Annotated in this window: 16 protein-coding genes; 5 read left to right on the top strand and 11 right to left on the bottom strand. The window is 42.4% G+C overall.

The genetic code is table 11. From position 1 onward, the window contains the following. Positions 1 to 18: 18 nt before the first annotated feature. The gene (locus B9G53_RS06980) at positions 19 to 483 is read right to left on the bottom strand and encodes a YbjN domain-containing protein (protein ID WP_094530566.1); all 465 of its coding nucleotides are present in this window, start codon (positions 481 to 483) and stop codon (positions 19 to 21) included. A gap of 114 nt (positions 484 to 597) precedes the next feature. Continuing rightward, the gene (locus B9G53_RS06985) at positions 598 to 1215 is read right to left on the bottom strand and encodes a DUF2808 domain-containing protein (RefSeq protein ID WP_254923582.1); all 618 of its coding nucleotides are present in this window, start codon (positions 1213 to 1215) and stop codon (positions 598 to 600) included. Positions 1216 to 1466: 251 nt separating this feature from the next. Between B9G53_RS06985 and guaA the strand changes: the two genes are divergently transcribed. From guaA to gshA, 3 genes are all read left to right on the top strand, one after another. Then, positions 1467 to 3017 carry a glutamine-hydrolyzing GMP synthase gene (guaA, locus tag B9G53_RS06990; protein ID WP_176453134.1) on the top strand — a complete coding sequence of 517 codons (1551 nt, stop codon included), beginning with the start codon at positions 1467 to 1469 and terminating at the stop codon, positions 3015 to 3017. A gap of 317 nt (positions 3018 to 3334) precedes the next feature. Then, the gene (locus B9G53_RS06995) at positions 3335 to 4576 is read left to right on the top strand and encodes a DUF3095 domain-containing protein (RefSeq protein ID WP_254923583.1); all 1242 of its coding nucleotides are present in this window, start codon (positions 3335 to 3337) and stop codon (positions 4574 to 4576) included. A gap of 114 nt (positions 4577 to 4690) precedes the next feature. Then, entirely contained in the window at positions 4691 to 5836 is a 1146-nt protein-coding gene (gene gshA, locus B9G53_RS07000) for a glutamate--cysteine ligase (protein WP_094530568.1), read from the top strand. Positions 5837 to 5865: 29 nt separating this feature from the next. Here gshA and B9G53_RS07005 read toward each other — a convergent pair whose 3' ends face one another. Both B9G53_RS07005 and B9G53_RS07010 read right to left on the bottom strand, forming a co-directional pair. Further along, positions 5866 to 6435: a Uma2 family endonuclease gene (locus B9G53_RS07005; protein WP_094530570.1), complete on the bottom strand. Its 570-nt coding sequence runs from the start codon at positions 6433 to 6435 to the stop codon at positions 5866 to 5868. Between the two features lie 63 nt (positions 6436 to 6498). Continuing rightward, positions 6499 to 8304 carry an ABC transporter ATP-binding protein gene (locus B9G53_RS07010; protein WP_094530572.1) on the bottom strand — a complete coding sequence of 602 codons (1806 nt, stop codon included), beginning with the start codon at positions 8302 to 8304 and terminating at the stop codon, positions 6499 to 6501. Positions 8305 to 8375: 71 nt separating this feature from the next. Between B9G53_RS07010 and B9G53_RS07015 the strand changes: the two genes are divergently transcribed. Beyond that, positions 8376 to 8876, top strand: a complete 501-nt coding sequence (locus B9G53_RS07015) for a gamma carbonic anhydrase family protein (RefSeq protein WP_094530574.1) — start codon at positions 8376 to 8378, stop codon at positions 8874 to 8876. A gap of 40 nt (positions 8877 to 8916) precedes the next feature. On the opposite strand, the gene B9G53_RS07020 is transcribed toward B9G53_RS07015, so the two are convergent. The 3 genes from B9G53_RS07020 to B9G53_RS07030 form a co-directional block, all read right to left on the bottom strand. Beyond that, on the bottom strand, positions 8917 to 10062 hold the full coding sequence (locus B9G53_RS07020; RefSeq protein WP_094530576.1) for an IscS subfamily cysteine desulfurase: 1146 nt from the start codon (positions 10060 to 10062) through the stop codon (positions 8917 to 8919). A gap of 42 nt (positions 10063 to 10104) precedes the next feature. Next, positions 10105 to 10563 (bottom strand): hypothetical protein, encoded by a 459-nt coding sequence (locus B9G53_RS07025; RefSeq protein ID WP_094530578.1) that lies wholly within the window; start codon positions 10561 to 10563, stop codon positions 10105 to 10107. A 144-nt stretch (positions 10564 to 10707) separates the two neighbouring features. Next, positions 10708 to 11961 (bottom strand): pitrilysin family protein, encoded by a 1254-nt coding sequence (locus tag B9G53_RS07030; RefSeq protein WP_094530581.1) that lies wholly within the window; start codon positions 11959 to 11961, stop codon positions 10708 to 10710. An 849-nt stretch (positions 11962 to 12810) separates the two neighbouring features. Here B9G53_RS07030 and B9G53_RS07035 point away from each other — a divergent pair. After that, entirely contained in the window at positions 12811 to 14169 is a 1359-nt protein-coding gene (locus B9G53_RS07035; RefSeq protein WP_094530583.1) for a hypothetical protein, read from the top strand. A gap of 70 nt (positions 14170 to 14239) precedes the next feature. Here the strand turns inward: B9G53_RS07035 and B9G53_RS07040 are convergent, their stop codons facing one another. The 4 genes from B9G53_RS07040 to B9G53_RS07055 all read right to left on the bottom strand — a co-directional run bounded on the left by B9G53_RS07040 (position 14240) and on the right by B9G53_RS07055 (position 18022). After that, positions 14240 to 14659 (bottom strand): ferredoxin, encoded by a 420-nt coding sequence (locus B9G53_RS07040; protein WP_141211727.1) that lies wholly within the window; start codon positions 14657 to 14659, stop codon positions 14240 to 14242. Positions 14660 to 14738: 79 nt separating this feature from the next. Further along, on the bottom strand, positions 14739 to 15320 hold the full coding sequence (locus tag B9G53_RS07045; protein ID WP_094530585.1) for a thylakoid membrane photosystem I accumulation factor: 582 nt from the start codon (positions 15318 to 15320) through the stop codon (positions 14739 to 14741). A 126-nt stretch (positions 15321 to 15446) separates the two neighbouring features. After that, positions 15447 to 16214: a GTP cyclohydrolase I gene (gene folE / locus B9G53_RS07050; protein ID WP_094530587.1), complete on the bottom strand. Its 768-nt coding sequence runs from the start codon at positions 16212 to 16214 to the stop codon at positions 15447 to 15449. Positions 16215 to 17290: 1076 nt separating this feature from the next. Next, positions 17291 to 18022 carry an SDR family oxidoreductase gene (locus tag B9G53_RS07055; RefSeq protein ID WP_094530589.1) on the bottom strand — a complete coding sequence of 244 codons (732 nt, stop codon included), beginning with the start codon at positions 18020 to 18022 and terminating at the stop codon, positions 17291 to 17293. Positions 18023 to 18148: the final 126 nt, after the last annotated feature.

An 18148-nucleotide genomic window follows, 5' to 3' on the forward strand; every position in this document is an offset into this window, starting at 1 on the left:
TTCTTATAAAACACAGTTCTAAGCGCCAAAATTTTCTTTTAATACTTCGTCATTGTCATCAGCGATCGCTGCCACAATCGTGATGATACGAGAAATTTCTGCAGGTGAAAGATCCTCGACGGAGCGCGAACACAGCACCAGTACTTGATCGTTCTGGATTGCATACCGAGCTTCAAAGGTATCAGCAGCGTTTTTCTCTAAAAGCCAGCGCGTCATTTTTGCTTCATCTTTAAATGGTGCGGCCAGTACTGTCGAAAAAACAGTAAAGGTATCATCAGGCTCAGTTCCAGTAATGTTGACAACTACCTCTACAGTGCCATATTGAAATTTCCACGTATCCTCGGTCTGATTTTCAAGAGCCGAATTTTCAGCATCCATACTGGCGATGACAGTTTGGATCGTTTGCACTACGTGATTAGACGGTGGTGCAAAACTAGATTCTGCTTCTACAGGAGTTATTGGCGATTCTGTTGTGAAGGTCATAGTTATATATCTAGTTACTATCTGCCAATAGTGTATAGCAAACGTCAATCTTTTTCATAAAACACCCTGTTAGTTAAGTAGGGTGGGCAATGCCCACCCTACTTAACTAAATAACTAATAACGTGAATCGTAGAAGCTGAGCCTGCCATAACCAAGAAATTGCGAATTTGGGCGATCGCCTTGAGGAAATGCAGTCACTCCAAATAGATAAATGCCATCATAACGAGGATTGCGGACAGGTCGCAGTCCCACAATTAGCTTACTGTTAAGCTGATTGCTGGCAGGAATTGGCGGGTCAAAAGTAATTGTTACTTTATCGCGGTCTTGACTTGGCAAAATCTCAGTTTTACTAGAAATGGCGATACGCTCTCCTGAAGACAACTGCAAATAGGCGATCGTTTCATTGATCAGAAAATCAATCGCATCAAAACCTTCTGTCTGAGAAACTTCTAGCTTTTGTAAAGGCTCTCCCATATTTTCAGGTAAGGCGATCGCAAAGTAATAGATCGCACTCCGAGAATAAATCCGATTTACAGTGGTTTCTGCTCCTAAAAGAAATGGCAGTTGCACAAAATAGGTTTTGCCATCACGTAACTGTACAGCTCCTGCTGAGGAATTTAAAAAACTGCTCGAGGGAAAATTTTGATTGTTACCTACAAAAACTGGTATCGCTAAAATTGACAACGTAGAAACAGGTAGCAATGCGATCGCAGTCATAACTTTTTTACGCATTTTTTTCACCATAAAGACGTACCGTTTTGCTAGCATTGTAGGAATAGCTACTTTTTCGCAGCGATAGGCTTACCGAAAGCCTGACTATCTCATTAAAATGCTATCTCATTAAGATAGAGGTATCTACTGTGGTTTCTTCCCCTCCAACATCGTCGAATGTAGTACTAAATCTTGAAAGTTCTCTTTCTTCTAGTGCGAATTCCCCTATCCCAGATTCTGATCGTACCACAGACAATATAAATAGTCGTTCAATGATTGCGATTCTTGATTTCGGCTCTCAGTACTCGGAGCTAATTGCTCGACGTATCCGCGAGACACAGGTTTATTCTGAAGTTTTAACTTATCACATATCAGCCGAAGATTTACTGAAGTTTAACCCCAAAGGCATCATCTTATCAGGTGGTCCTAATTCTGTTTATGATGCAGGCGCTCCTCAATGCGATCCTGAGATTTTTAATTTAGGCATACCTATTTTAGGTGTTTGCTATGGAATGCAATTGATGGCGAAGCAACTCGGCGGTAAGGTCGAGCAAGCTGATCGCGGGGAATATGGTAAAGCTGAGTTACAAATTGATGATCCTACTGATCTACTCACTAACGTAGATACAGGTATCACCATGTGGATGAGTCATGGCGACTCTGTAATTGAATTGCCCAAGGGATTTGAAGTATTAGCACATACTGCTAATACTCCCTGTGCGGCGATCGCCGATCATGACAAAAAGCTATATGGGGTACAGTTCCATCCTGAGGTTGTCCATTCCGCAGGTGGTATGGCAATGATTCGTAACTTTGTCTATCACATTTGTGGATGTGAGCCAAGCTGGACGACTGATGCCTTTATCGAAAATTCAATCCGTGAAATTCGCGCTCAAGTTGGTGATAAGCGGGTATTACTAGCCCTTTCAGGTGGTGTAGATTCTTCAACTCTTGCCTTTTTATTACATAAGGCGATCGGCGATAAACTCACCTGCATGTTTATCGATCAAGGCTTCATGCGAAAGCTTGAACCAGAACGCCTCGTCAAACTCTTTGAAGAACAGTTCCATATTCATGTTGAGTATGTCAACGCTCGCGAAAGATTCCTTGAGAAAGTAAAAGGAGTTACTGATCCTGAGCAAAAGCGGAAGATTATTGGCGGCGAATTTATCAATGTTTTTGAGGAAGAATCCCAGAGATTAGGCCCCTTTGATTTCCTTGCTCAAGGCACTCTTTATCCAGATGTAATTGAATCTGCTGATACAAACGCTGATCCAGTCACTGGTAAGCGTGTTGCTGTCAAAATCAAGAGCCATCACAATGTGGGCGGCTTACCTGATAATCTGCGATTTACTCTCGTAGAACCACTTCGCAAACTCTTTAAGGATGAAGTACGAAAAGTTGGTACAGCGCTTGGACTTCCTGAAGAAATCGTCAAGCGTCAGCCTTTCCCAGGCCCTGGTTTAGCGATTCGGATTATTGGTGATATTACGAGCGATCGCTTAAATACTTTACGTGATGCCGACTTGATTGTGCGTCAAGAAATCAATCGCGCAGGTCAATACAATAATCTCTGGCAAGCGTTTGCGGTGCTGTTGCCCACAGTTCGTAGTGTTGGTGTGATGGGAGATAAGCGGACTTATTCTCATCCTATCGTTTTGCGCCTTGTTACCAGTGAGGATGGCATGACTGCGGATTGGGCAAGAGTTCCCTACGATTTATTGGAAACTATTTCCAATCGGATTGTCAATGAAGTAGAAGGTGTCAATCGAGTGGTGTTAGATATTACATCCAAGCCCCCTGGCACGATTGAATGGGAATAAATATGAAAGGGTAAAATTATTCTTTCGTCGCTAAAAGAGAAGGATGTATAACCGCCAGTTGGCGGTTATACATCCTTCTCTTTTATTGTTAGGATCATTATTATCCCACATTCCGCTCGTAATGGAAGCCTAAAAATATTTACAACGAGACAATGAGGGTTTCAGCGATTTCCTGAGAAATTAATGATAGTAATTCCTATTAGTGAATCATTATTTAAATTGTTAAAATAGTGATTCTTTTGGGATTAAAGCCCAAAATACTTGCTGTATAAGGATTTGCTTTCTAAATATTTTTTTCAGTAAAATAAGAGCGGAATGTGGGTTATTATGATTTTACGATCGCATTTAATGCTACAGATATGAGTATTCAAGACTTTCAACCACGAAATACGAGTTCTGAAAACTTTTATGCCGATCTACCTGTTCTTCAAAATTTTGCCGATATTACTCATAGCGAGAATTTTTATACAGTACCCGATGACTGGGCTGCAATTATTACTGATATTGCCGATTCTACTAAAGCGATCGAGGATGGCAGATACAAAGATATCAATCTCTTAGGCGCTTGTTCCATTATTGTGATTTTAAATATAGTTGGAGAATTAGAGATTCCCTTCGTATTCGGTGGTGATGGCGCATCTATCCTCATTCCCCCAAGGTTTATCCCTGAATCAGAGCAAGCATTATTGGCTGTACAAAAATTAGCTGCTGAAGAATTTAATCTTAAATTACGCATCGGGATTGTCCCACTTGCGACTATTACATCAAGCTATGACATTAAAGTTGCCAAGCTCCGCATCTCTGACAACTATGTGCAAGCGATCCTCAGAGGTGGAGGCATCAGCTATGCGACACGTTTAGTTAAGGATCAAGCAACAACAGATTTGTATAGTCCTAGACACAAAAACTCCTATCCGATCGCTGATTTCTCTGGATTAGAATGTCGTTGGCAAGATATCCCCACCCGCCATGAGGAAATTCTTAGTTTAATCATCTTTGTAACAGCCCCAAGTCAAAGCCAAATCGATCTTCTCTATCGGGAAGTAATTAACCAAATTGAGCGCATCTATGGGCAGGGGATAGACTGTAACCCTGTTGTATCCGAGAACTTGCAACTTGCTTTTAAGAACAAGAACCTATCATCAGAGACAAAAGTTTTTACCGCTTCTCAGGGGTGGCTAAAACAGAAGTTGTATTTGTGGAAATTGCGCCTGATTAATTTACTGGGGTTGATTTTTATGACATTTAATATTCAAATTGGAGGGTTTAATTGGGGAGAGTATAAGCAAATTGTTTCCGAAGCCACTGACTTCAAAAAATTTGATGATGTACTACGAATGGTGATTTCTGGTAGAACCAGACAACGCCAAAAACTAACTGAGCATCTAGAAAAAAAATTCAAAGAAGGTCGCTTAGTTTATGGCTTTCATGTGTCCGATCGCGCCCTGATGACTTGCTTAGTGTTTGAGCGCGATGGTCGTCAAGTGCATTTTGTGGATGGAGCTGATGGTGGCTATGCTTTAGCGGCCAAAAACATGAAGGAGCTGATGAAAAGTTAGTAAAATCTTTACCTTAGTGGGGATTCCTACTTGCTGTATGTCTTAAGGCATCTTTAAAGCGATCGCATTGCAGGGTAGGCTAGTAATAGTGACTATAGCAAAAGGAAACCTCCCGTGCTTTTATCTAAAGGCTTTGAAGTAGAAATCTACACCTCTACACCGACGGGGGATGTGGTGGGCTTTAGCGATCGCATTGTGGCTAATCTAAATGGGTTTGTGCGTGAGCCAGACAGTCGCAATGTTGAATACATCACACCACCATTTCACAAATATGAGCCATTGTTAATGGCATTGGTAGAGCCGCGCCAGAAGCTACGCAGCTATTTGCGATCGCTTGGTGATTACACTTTGATGCCAGGAAGTACGCTTGCTTTGGGTGGAGTCGATCATTTTTATCGCTCTGATCCTCAAAATCCTTATCACACTTATATTGAGCAGACCTACGGTACTGATGTCGTAACTGCAAGCATTCATATTAATGTTGGTATACCTAATCTAGAGTTATTAATCGCTGCCTGTCGTCTGATTCGTCTGGAAGCACCGCTTTATCTTGCCCTGAGCGCTGCATCACCATTTCTTGATGGTAAAGCAACAGGTTTCCATTCTTCCCGTTGGCAAATGTTTCCCAAAACTCCGAAGCTAGTTCCTTTATTTAGCAGTCATCATCATTTCGTAGAATGGACAGAACAACAATTGCAGTTAGGCACGATGCAAAATGTGCGTCATCTTTGGTCATCGGTGCGTCCCAATGGCGATAATCGTCCTTATAACCTTAACCGTTTAGAACTGCGAATCTCTGATCTAGTCATCGATCCCGTCGCATTACTCGCAATCACTGCTCTTTTAGAAATGCGACTGAATCAATTTCTCGAAGCTGGAATCGGTTCATCGCTCGATCCCCTTGCGCCCTATGCAACTAAGTTTACGCCTGAAGAACTTGCGGCGATCGCCGATCAAAATGAAGTTGCTGCTGCTATTAATAGTCTTGATGCAGTTTTAACCCATTGGCAAACAGGCGAACAAATTACCGCAAGGGAATGGATTTCAGATCAATACGAAGAATTGCGATCGCGTGCTAAGGATAACGGTGTATGGTGCTTCTTGTCACCATTGAAAAAAATTCTCGAACAGGGCAATGAAGCCCAACGTTGGCTAGCAGCTTATCACAATGGTATTTCACCTCGCCAAATCATGACCGATGCGATCGCCTCTGCGGAACAAATGGATAAGGAATTAGCGGAGGCTTTGTTGCTATCTTAAGGAATGAGAGCGCTTTGCGCTCTCATTCCTTAAGGTTCTAATTCAAAATTAATACGATTATATAGAACTGAAGTAGCGATCGCTACTTCAAAGGATTTTAGGGAAATAGTCGCATCGTTTTCATAGGCAGTGAATATCCAGCGATCGCCTTCTTTATAGAAATGTTCGACATACTTGCGATCTTGAGAAATTAGCAAATATTCTTTGAATGAGGGAATAGTTCGATAGGAGGCAAATTTGCCAGTCCGATCATAGCTTGCTGTTGATGGCGATAGAATTTCAGCAATCAAAATGGGATTGACTAAAGTATCTTTTCGTCCTTCTTGATATTCCAATGGCTCAGCCATGACCATCACATCAGGGTAAGTGGCAATACGGCGGTCAGGAAGCCAGAGGCGTTGATCGGTGACAAAAACTCGATAGGGACTTGGTAAAGCTATATGTAGCAGAGATAGTAAGTTAACAACAAGAGTATTGTGTGTGGGTGTACCGCCAGTCATCGGTTTGATTTCTCCATCAATGTATTCATTTCTTGTCTCTGAAAGAATTTCACGATCAAAGTACTCAGTAAGGGAATATTTTTTGGTGAGAGTTAGCATAATTACCTTCTTAAGTTAAGAGTATTTTGCAGAGATGCTTTGCGACCCTACAAAAGTAGGTTGTTAGGGAGATAAAACTAAAGCTTTGGGAATGGCGCTAATTAGTTTTTGAGTATAGGGTTCTTGAGGATTGGTGTAGATGGATTCAGCAGTGTTTAGTTCGACAATTTCGCCCTTGTTCATGACCATGATGCGATCGCTCATAAATTTGACCACACCGAGATCATGGGAAATAAAGATATAGGTTAAGCCAAATTCTGCTTGGAGTTCCTTTAATAGATTGAGAACTTGAGCCTGTACCGATACATCAAGGGCGGAAACAGGTTCATCAGCAATAATTAATTTAGGATTGAGTGCCAAGGCTCTGGCTATACAAATGCGTTGACGTTGACCTCCTGAGAACTCATGAGGATATCGACGCATCGCGCTTTTAGTTAAACCAACACGCTCTAGTAAATAGGCTACTCTTTCTTGTCTTGCTGTAACACTGCGATAGCGGTGAAACCGTTCTTGATGACTATGGACGATTAATGGCTCAGCGATCACATCACCAACACTCATGCGCGGATTGAGTGAACCGTAAGGATCTTGAAATACTACTTGCAGATCACAGCGTAACTTTTGTAATGCTTCGCCTTTGAGTTGAGAAATTTCGCGTCCTTCAAATTTAACAGAACCCATCACGCCATTAGTTAAACCCAGAATTGCCCTTCCTGTAGTGGTTTTGCCACAGCCAGATTCACCAACTAGTCCAAGGGTTTCGCCACGATAGACATCAAAGCTAATGTTATTGACAGCAACGAGATAGCGTTTTTTAAGTCCTAAAATGCTACGAATTGGGAACTCAATCCTGAGATTCTGCACAGACAAAATTGGTTCTTGTTTCTGTAATTCTAGTAAACGTGTACTAATTTCTTCAGGTGGAACAACTTCTAAATAACGAGGATCACTTGGTTCTTTCTCCACCATTTGCCCATTTTGAATTTCCATAAAGTCACTTACCGTTGGCAATAGGCGCAACTGGCGATCGGGCTGAGGTCGGCAGGCAATTAAACCTTTGGTATAGGGATGTTGCGGTGTTTGGAAGATGGCTTGTGTATCTCCACTTTCGACGACTTCGCCTTGATTCATGACGATCGCTCGATCTGCAATTTCCGCCAAAATCCCCAAATCATGGGTAATAAAAATCATCGACATCTGACGCGATCGCTGAATCTCTTTGAGCAATTCCAGAATTGTCGCTTGTACGGTCACATCTAGCGCCGTTGTCGGCTCATCAGCAATTATCAACTGCGGATTGCAAGAAATCGCCATCGCAATCATCACTCGTTGTAATTGACCACCCGAAAGTTCGTGGGGATAGCGTTCAATTAATTGCTCAGGATTTGGTAATTGCACTTCCTGAAATAGCTGAATCGTGCGTACTTCTGCCTCCTGCTCCGATACCTTTTGATGTAACCGAATTGCTTCGATAACTTGATAACCACAGGTAAACAAGGGATTGAGCGATGTCATCGGCTCCTGAAATACCATCGATATGCGATCGCCTCGGTATTTGAGCATTTTCTGCGGCGATACGCGCACCAAATCAAGGGGCGACTCACCACTGGGACGAAATATAACTTCGCCATTGGTAATTTTGCCAGATTCTCCCAACAAGCCCATGATTGCTAAAGCTGTTGCCGATTTGCCAGAGCCAGATTCGCCGACTATGCCAAGGGTTTGTCCTTGGGCAAGATCAAAGGAAATATTTTTGACAGCATGGACGATGCCTTCATCGCCCCTAAAGCTAACCTGTAAATTACGCACAGAAAGTAAGAAATCTTCAGTCTGGGCTGGAGTTTGGGCTAAATCGAGGGCTTGTGACATAGGTTATTGGCTGGCATATTGTTTATTATTATAGGAGCCTGCCTAAGCACGCTTTTATAATAATAAACAATATGCATCTTCCCTATTCGCAACTTCCTACACCCGATCGCGATCGCGCGGCTTTTATTGCTAGTGATGCAGTGGTAATTGGTGATGTACATCTCAGCGATCGCGTGAATATTTGGTACAAGGTAGTAATTAGGGCGGATGTCAATCGCATGGAGATTGGTTATTGCACGAATATTCAAGATGGGGCGATTTTGCATGGTGATCCTGACCAGCCTTTAGTGATTGGCGAATATGTGACAATCGGTCATCGGGCGGTGGTTCACTGTAAGGAAATTGGGCGCGGTTGCTTGATCGGGATGGGGGCAATCCTATTGGAAGGGGTAAAAATTGGAGCAGGAAGTATTGTGGGTGCGGGGGCGGTGGTGACGAAGGATGTGCCTGCGGGTGTGGTGGTGGCAGGTGTGCCTGCGAAGGTGATGCGCGAGCTTTCGGAAGAGGAGCAACTACAGGCGATCACCCATGCGGAAAATTATTATCAGCTTTCGTTGTTGCATGTGCAGTAAGTAGATGGGCTTATTATCGAGCGTGATCATGCTGAAATGTTTATTTTTGTAGCGATCGCACTGAAGCAATTACATGATCAGCGACAGTTTCAATCTCATCGAAAGTATTAAATCTACCAATGCCAAACCGAATGGAAGCATAGGCTAATTCTTTAGAATGGCCTAAAGCTAGTAAGACATGGGAAGGAGCAGTTTTCGCAGAACTACAAGCAGAACCTGAAGAGACAGCAACAATCGGTTGCAAGGCAAGCATTAAGGCGGCTCCATTAATTCCTGCAAAACTGACATTGAGATTACCCGCAAGTCGTTGGACAGGATGTCCATTGAGAATTATGCCTTCTATTTCACTCAATCGCTGCCATAGATGTTCGCGTAGATTTAAAACTTGTCGCTGCTCTGAACCTTGAGAAGCGATCGCAATTTCCAGAGCCTTCGCAAAACCGACAATTTGCGGCGTGTAGAGAGTACCAGAGCGCATTCCCCGTTCATGTCCCCCACCATGTAACTGCGGCGCAAGACTCACTCGCGGACGACGACGCACATATAAAGCACCAATTCCCTTTGCCCCATAGATCTTGTGGGCAGTCAGCGACATCAAATCAATTTGCATCGCATTCACATCAAGGGGAATTTTGCCGATCGCTTGAGCCGCATCACTATGAAATAAAACCTGGCGATCGCGACAGATTTTGCCAATTTCTGCGATCGGTTGAAGTACCCCAATCTCATTATTCGCCGCCATCACCGAGACTAAAATTGTATCGGGACGAATCGCGGCTTCAAGTTCTGTTAAATCAATTAAGCCATCAGACTTGACAGATAAATAGGTAATCTCAAAACCAAGTGATTGCAAATAAGCACAGGGATCAAGCACAGCACTATGTTCAGTTAGTACGGTGATGATATGCTGTCCTTTTGAGTGATAAGCCTCAGCCACACCCTTGAGCGCCAGATTATTCGCTTCAGTTGCACCACTGGTAAAGATTATTTCTTCGGGTGTGGCACTGATCGCTAAGGCGATCGCCTCACGCGCTAATTTGACCGACGACTCTGCTTCCCAGCCATACAGATGCCCAATGCTCGCAGGATTACCAAAGGATTCCCGAAAATATGGCAACATCGCCTCCAGCACCCTCTCGTCAACGGGGGTGGTAGCATGACAATCGAGATAAATTGGTCTTTTCATAAAACTCACTATTAAAAAGGGATGCTTTGCATCCCTTTTTAATTAGCTTACTAAATCAACGATGCTTTCAAAATCTTGGAGAGCATTTTTAAAGGCAGTCTCAGCCGCGATCGCATCTCTATCTTTAGCCGCATTATCAAGGATTACAAAGTTTTTGAATAGGTTATTAGCCAAACTGTTAGCAGTTTCTTTCTCGGTTTTGCTCAACTGACTAGCAATCAATCTTAGCTCACGACGAATTTCGCCAAAGGGCCCATGAATGGATGTAATTATATCGTTCCATTTTTGAGCATACACAAATTTTTCGAGTCGATCAAAGCGATCGCTAAGCACCTGTAGCTTCTCAGCAGAAGCAGCCAATGCAGCAGCTTTAGATCCAGTTTGAGCGATCGCAGGCTGAGTTAAAACGGGAGTCAAAAGCGTACCGACTAGCGCCAGCATCACACAAAAAGCGATCGCCACTTTTTGAAAACCTGTCCAATAATTTTTAAGATTCAACACAGAAAAAAGTACTCCTTAATATAAATTATAAATTTTCGGTAGTCCTGCCAAAGGATTCATAGGAATAAGCTGCGCTTCGCGCAGCTTATTCCTAACTTTTTAGTCCTGCCAAATTTTCAGTCAGCGCATCGTGCCGACTGAAAACTAGTTTACCTGTTTCAAAGCATCCACCGAGCCAACTATGGAAATAGCAGGTGTTACAAAATATTTCTGTGCCGCGCTCTGGACATCAGCGATCGTCACTCCTTCGATCGCTTTGACAAATTGGTGATCAAACTCTAGCCCTAAGCCCATGACCTCATACCAGCCATACACTTGAGCGATTTGACCATTGGTTTGCTTACCTAGAGCATATTGTCCTAGCAATTTGCTCTGACAAATTGCCAACTCATCTTCCGTAATCGTTACCGTGGCAAGTCGCTCACATTCATGGCGCAACCCTTCGAGAGCCGTCCCCGTATTTTGCGAAGCCGTTCCCATGTAAGCCACAAATTGCGAGGTTTCCAAACGGGTAGGATAAAAAGCGGAAACTTCGTAAGCAAGTCCTCGCTTTTCGCGTAACTCTACAAACAGGCGGCTTGATAAACCGTTGCCCAAATAGGTGGAAATGATCTTCAGGGCGGCATAGTCAGGCGAGCTAACCGATGGCGCAGGATAGCCAATCATCACGATCGCCTGTTGTGTGTCCTGCTCATGGGTAACCAGCTTTGGCTGAAAGTTGGGAGTAGGTGTAGAAATAATGTTTGGTTGATTTGGCTTCTTCCAGTCTCCAAAAGCTTCACCCACGAGAGATAGAGCTTGCTCTGGCAAAATCTTACCTGCAATGCTGACAACCATCTGATCGGGGCGCAAATAAGTTTGGTGAAAATCAACTAAGTCATTCCGAGTAAGTTGACTAATGGTTGCCTCTGTACCAAGGCTAGAAAATCCGTAGGGATGATCCCCATACATCAGATGCTGCAAATGATCGTAAGCGATCGTAAATGGTCGCTCTTGTTGCGATCGGATTGACTGAATCGTGAGCCTCCTTTCAAGATCAAGCTCATGATCGGGATAACTAGGCGATCTCAAAATCTCTGATCCCAGCAGTAACATGTCATGGAAATCCGACGAAATGGTTTTTAATGACAGCAAGAAATAATCACTTGAGCATTCTGTCCCCAGTGATGCGCCAATTGACTCCACCTGCTCCGCAATTTCTAACGAGGAATATCTCTCAGTGCCACGGGTCATGATTGATGCAGCTAGATGGGTTAGTCCTGATTTATCAGAGGTTTGGACACGCTCACCACCTGCAAAAAAGCAACGCGCTGCAATAATATCAGCCGTGGGGTTTTCGGTTACTAAGACCACAATGCCATTGGATAGCACCAAGCGATCGCTGATTCGTTGTGACATTGTTAGTGACAAATTTTCCTTCCCCAACTTACAAAAAACAAACATTAGCGTTAGTGACTCGCGATACCTTTACAGTGATTTGCGTTCAAACCTAAACCAACAAATTTTTTAAAAAATTTGTTGTGGTTCTTTTAATCGGAAATCGCTGTACCATCGCAACCTTCACTTAAGAATATCGCAAAATCTAGAAACTGGGGGCTTAGAGGAGTAACAGCTAGATTTTTCTAGGGATTTCCAGCCAAACTAACGATATACATAATTTCAAACTTGATGAATCATGAGTAAGTAGCTGGGCATAATTAAAAACATATCCAAAACCTGTGGCGCACGCTCAGCGCACGCCACAGGTTTTGGGGTCTTATATTTAATTGTTTTACAGTTTTCAGAGGAGCATATGCTCCTCTGAAAACTGTAAAACAAATCAAAACAATGGTTTTGCGGTTTTCGTTTTGCCTACGGCAAAACGAAAACCGCTATAGCTACTTAGTTAGGGTAGAAAGTTAACTACTTATGCTCAGAGATCAACAGATTATGTTAGATTTTCTGTCATCTTCAAAGTGTCGTATTAATATGTTAAGGGTGGGAGATGCTTAGTGCAGTCCATCTTTTGCATTAATTAAAAAATCCGAGCAAAATCACACAAATCCAATCAGTCATCAATATAAGTCGGTTTAAGTTTCATGCAATACAGAGCCTACAGCGCCTTGCGCTTAAAAAAATATCAACAAATTTAGTAGCAAGTAATTAGGTAATTGTCACTAATTGTCTAGATAATCAACAGCATTTTGTGGTGGAAATGCTCGGAAAAACGCTGTAAATACGAATGAAGTTAAATGCGGAGAGGATTGGATGAGTACTGCAAAGGATAAACAGAAATGTCTAGATTGCTTAACGCAAGCGATCGCCGACCTAGATGGTCAAGTTGACAAATCAGAATTAACCAAAATCTCTAATTTGATCATTCAGACTATGACTGGTCCTTGGCGATCGTTTCACACACCAAATCATATTTTTGAGGTTGGCGAAGGGGGAGATGCGATCGAAGTAATATCAGCTTTATTTCATGATCTCGTTTATGTCCAAGTTGATCAAGGTATCAGCGTCAATATTAGTCGATACATTTCACCCTATATCAAACAAGATCGTGAGCAATTAGTCATTCTTGACCCTCCTGAACTTCAAGAAGACACGATTTTTAAGATGGTAACAATGCTATTTGGTTTTGAGCATGGACAGCCATTATTGCCAATGTCTGGGCAAAATGAGTTTCTTAGTGCGCTCATCGCGATCAAGGCTCTAGAAAATATGCTGCCTCTATCGAAATTGACGGAAATAGCTGCTTGCATTGAAGCCACAATTCCGTTTCGTCCACAATTAGATTCAGGTTTGACTTGTTCTGATCTACTATTCGGGCGCTTAGTTAATGCTAATGAAGCATTTCAATTTGGGTGGGGAGATCAAGAAATCGCTGAAATCGTCAAGAGGGCTGTACGACTATCCAATCGCGATGTGGAAAACTTTGCTAGCCCTAATTCATCGCGGTTTCTTAACAATACTTGGAACTTAATTCCAGAGACAAATCATGATCTAAAAAATGTAAACTCCTATAGTGTGCATGGCTACCGAGTTTCTATTCAAAAAATGGAAGGATTTATGAACTTCCTTTCACCTGAAATCGTTTTTCGACGCTATCGCAATGAGCCAAATGAAAAAACTTATTACAAGCTACTTGCCCAAACCAAACAAAATCTAGAAGTATCAAGATTGTATTTAGGAACCAAACTTACTTCGATCGCAATTTTAGAAGCCCTATCATTTCGGATTGGGCGTGATATATCCCTCTCCACGATGATGGGAGAATTGCCACTAGAAGACAATCCAGTGGTCGGATTAGAACAGTTCCTTCCAGAAATTAAAACCCCACACACCCCTTCAACTCCTATTGAAGCTGAGGTCTTAGAACTTTTAGATAAGGGGCGTACAGTTGACTCTAGTTACGATGTCAAAAATTCGCCTGTGGCAACGTTTATGGTCAAATCAATTGGCTTTACGGAAATGCAACGCATGTTAAATCTATCTAAGGAATTTTTTAAGGGTAACTTAACTTCCGAAGATTTGCTAGCAAGCTGCGATCCTTATGTAATGTCTATGATCAAGAGTGCCGTTTTGCAGCTATTTGACTCTCGCAAAGCCGCTCTTTCTCAGTAATCAGTATTATAAAATCCAAAATTTTTATTGAGAGTGTTGCAAAGCAACACTCTCAATAAAAATTTTGGATTTAGTTTTCGGGTGCAACAAAAGCGTAGTCTGAGACGATTTTGCCAGCAATGATATGTTCTTGAAGTACTTTCTCTAATACCTCAGCCGTTGCCGAGTGATACCAAACACCATCGGGATAAACTAGTAAAATTGGTCCGCGATCGCATACCCGCAAGCAATTAGTTTTGGTACGAAATACTTTTGCTTCGAGATCAAGTTCTTTAATCCGACGTTTGAGATAGTCCCATGATTGTAAACCGACTTCTTTTTGACAACAGAGCGGTTTAGTCTGGTCAGCACATAAAAATAAATGCTTCTCGATCTGGGGAATTGATAATTGCTGAGCGCGATTTGCTAACTGTTGACGAATCAAATCAAGATCTACAAGATCGTCATTGATCGCTACATCTGGAGTAATAATTTCTGGATTTACTGCCATATAAGGAAAAAGGGCAAATAATATGCTATTTTTCCCCTCTCTTTAAAAAGGAGAGGGGAGAGGGGATAGATTTTGCAATTTAAGGATTCAATTCGTTGATGACTTTATCGGTTTTACGGAATTTTAATTCGGGAGGAGCATCAGGCAACCCTAGTAAATCTCGAATTGCCGAGTCAAGTTCTTCAAATCCAAACGACCCTTCGCGATCGTAGCTAACTTTACCTTCACCAGAAATTAGCACTGTTTGAGGTACTGTGCCTTTGTAATAGTAAGCTTCGTCGGCTGGGGTGTAGTTATTGTGTTGTAAGTCCAAACTATCAACAGGAACAGCGATCAGGCTAATCGTCTTACCATAAAATCCTTGAGCTAAGTTGAGAATTGGCGAAAACTTTTTGCAATCAGCACTGTCATCTACATAAAAAACCAGCATCGCCGCTCGACCAATCTCAAGGGATTGAGCCAAGCTAATTCGAGGTGGCACAATGGAGCCATTTCCTCCATAGAGGGCAAAGATATTGCCATCGTAGGTATCATCGGTAAGTCTTGCTTGCACAGGCTGTGCATCAAAAAATACGGCTCCTAACAATAAACTTAGGCTTATACAACTTGCGATCGCTACACATAATATGAAATCAAAAGATCGCTTCAGCCAATTTTTCATTATCTTCAAATATAAATTCTTCTACAGAACACTATAAATGCTAGCCATCACAAATTAAAACCCAGAGATTAGGGGCGGCACAAAGCTCCGATCCTAATCTCTGGGTTTTCAAAAGCGTAAGACACCTTACGAATCGCCAAAGCCATGCGCCCGAATCAGATCGAAGAATTCTTTTTTCATTGATGGGTCACTTCGGAAAGAACCACGCACGATAGAATTGACCATTTTGGTTTCGGGTTCCTTAACACCGCGCCATGTCATGCACATATGTTGAGCCTTGATCACAAATGCTAAACCTTTAGGCTTAATCAAATTTTCGATCGTATCAGCAACCATAATCGCCGCTTCTTCTTGGATATGCGGACGACTCATCACCCAGTCTACGATGCGATTAAATTTGGAGATGCCAATGACGCGATCGCTGGGGACGATACCAATCCATGCTTGACCAACAATCGGCACAAAGTGGTGAGAACATGCCGATCGCACGGTAATTGGTCCAAGAGTATAGATTTCGTCAAGTTCCTTGGCATTGGGAAAATCTGTAACTTTGGGCATAGGATGATAACGCCCTTTAAAAACTTCATCCACATACATCTTGGCTACCCGACGGGCGGTTTCTTTGGTGTTGTGATCATTGGCAGTATCAATAATCAATGAGTCAAAAACACCTTGCAGTTTTCCTTCGAGTTCTTTTTTTAGCTCTTCCCGTTCGATTTCGCTAATGTGATGGGCGATCGAGTCATTGGCAAAAAAAGGATCGCCAGCGGCAATTACGCGATCACGAATAATTTGTGAAATTGCTTTTCGGGTGGGTAGAGATTCGAGGACTTTGGCGTTTTTTGAATCATTCTCAGAAGTGGGACTGACAGGGCGAGAGATACTGATCGTCATGGTGTGATACTTACTAGATATCCAGTGAATTAACTTAAAAAGGAGGGAGCTAAAAAATTGCTGAGGAAACAGTAGCTAAACATCAAAATTTTGTGTTTGAGTCAGGTCAAAACTACCAGCATAAAAAGGTGTTTAACTAGCGATTCAAACTATAAAATTTAATATATTCTCCCATATTCGCAGATCTGTGGGAGTTATTGCTTCTCTCAATAGATTGAACTTTTTCAATCATTATTTAATATGCCTACATAATTCTAAACTATTCCTTCATAGCTTAGGCGCTTCTGGGTTAAGGTTCAGTTAATTCCATCCATAAGACATAGCTTCTCAAAAAAGAAATAGTCAAGGCGTTGCAAATCATGGTCTTGACTGTCTTTGATAAACAAGCTAGAGCATTTTAATCTTGAGTGGATAGTTAATAAGCTGCGATATCTATAGATAAATACTTATCAATTTTTCTGTAGTAGATGTTATACCAAATTAAGAAATGGCGTAGTCGTTTCTTAATTTTAAAAACCTTACTGGGTTTGGTTTTTGATTCACAAAAGTGTTGTCACACTTTCGTGAATTGGTATTATGTGGAACTCAGATGATGAATCTCTTGCTGCCTAGCGTGGCAGGGCAACCACGGGGGATTTGCCCGTACTTGAAAATTTAGAGTCTTGTAGAGACTGTACCCCTGTGCCAGCCGCAAATCTATGGCATCACAGGAATTCCTTCCTTGTAATACCAAAACACAAGACGCAGCCGTTTTGTATTTTGGTATTACAGCGCTTTGCGCTCAAACCCGAACCAAGAAGTTCTAAAAAGTGAAATACAGGATTATTCCTCAATCTTCGGTACAGAAATAATCCTCTTTATCTACTGGCTTGCTTAGAACGCAAGAGATAGCTAGGACAAATCAAAACCCAAAGGATGAGGGGCGGCGCAAAGCTCCGCCCCTCATCTTTTCCTAAGCAAAACTTACATTGCCATATATAGCGATCCTAAAATGAGTTGCAATCCTAAATGGGTTGTGAGAGTGCGCCCCTGCGGGGCGCACTCTCACAACCCATTTAGGATTGCTATATCACAGTTTAAAAAGTTCCTACGTTGGGCATCAGTACGAGTTCATTAATCATGGCATCGGCAGGTAGATTTATTAAAGTCATGATCGATTGAGCGACCGTGGCAGGTCGAAGCATAGCGGCACGATTAAAACTAGGTGGCACTTTATCGCCGAGAGTATCCCATAGAGGCGTATCGACAGAACCAGGACAGATGGACATAACTTTGATGCCGTGAGGCTGTTCTTCAGCCGCGATCGCCTGAGTCAAACCTAATAGCGCAAATTTACTCGCGCAATATGCGCCCCAATTGGGAAAACCTTGCTTACCTGCGATCGAGGCTACATTAACAATCGTGCCGCTTTTTTGCGATCGCATGGTTGGCAATACAGTCTGTAAGCATTGGAATACACTGGTGAGATTCAGGTCAAACAACTTCTGCCATTCGGTCAGAGGCATATCAATTAATTCGCCTATATATGCCATACCTGCATTATTAATCAAAATATCTACGCCGCCCATCTCTGTCACGATCGCTTGCATCTTTGGGGCAACTTGAGAAATGTCACCGAGGTCTATGGCATAGCCTTTAGCATGGCTACCTGGGGGTATGCTAAGGATGTGTTCGGGATGGCGGCTAACCAGACTGACCTGTGCGCCAGCTTGTAATAATCGCAACGCCACTTCTTTGCCAATACCACTACTTGCCCCAGTAACAATCGCTTTCTTACCTGTTAATTTAGCTGATACTGTATCTGTCATGGTTTAACTTGTTTTCCTTTAGTCTATGTCAAAAGTCTATGTCAAAAAAAGTAGGAAAGAGCTTTTGGTGGCTATGGCTGATTGCAAATATTATCGGCAATGCGATGTTACCKATCCTMGAGATCG

The sequence above is a fragment of the Pseudanabaena sp. SR411 genome, assembly GCF_002251945.1.
GTDB lineage: Bacteria > Cyanobacteriota > Cyanobacteriia > Pseudanabaenales > Pseudanabaenaceae > Pseudanabaena.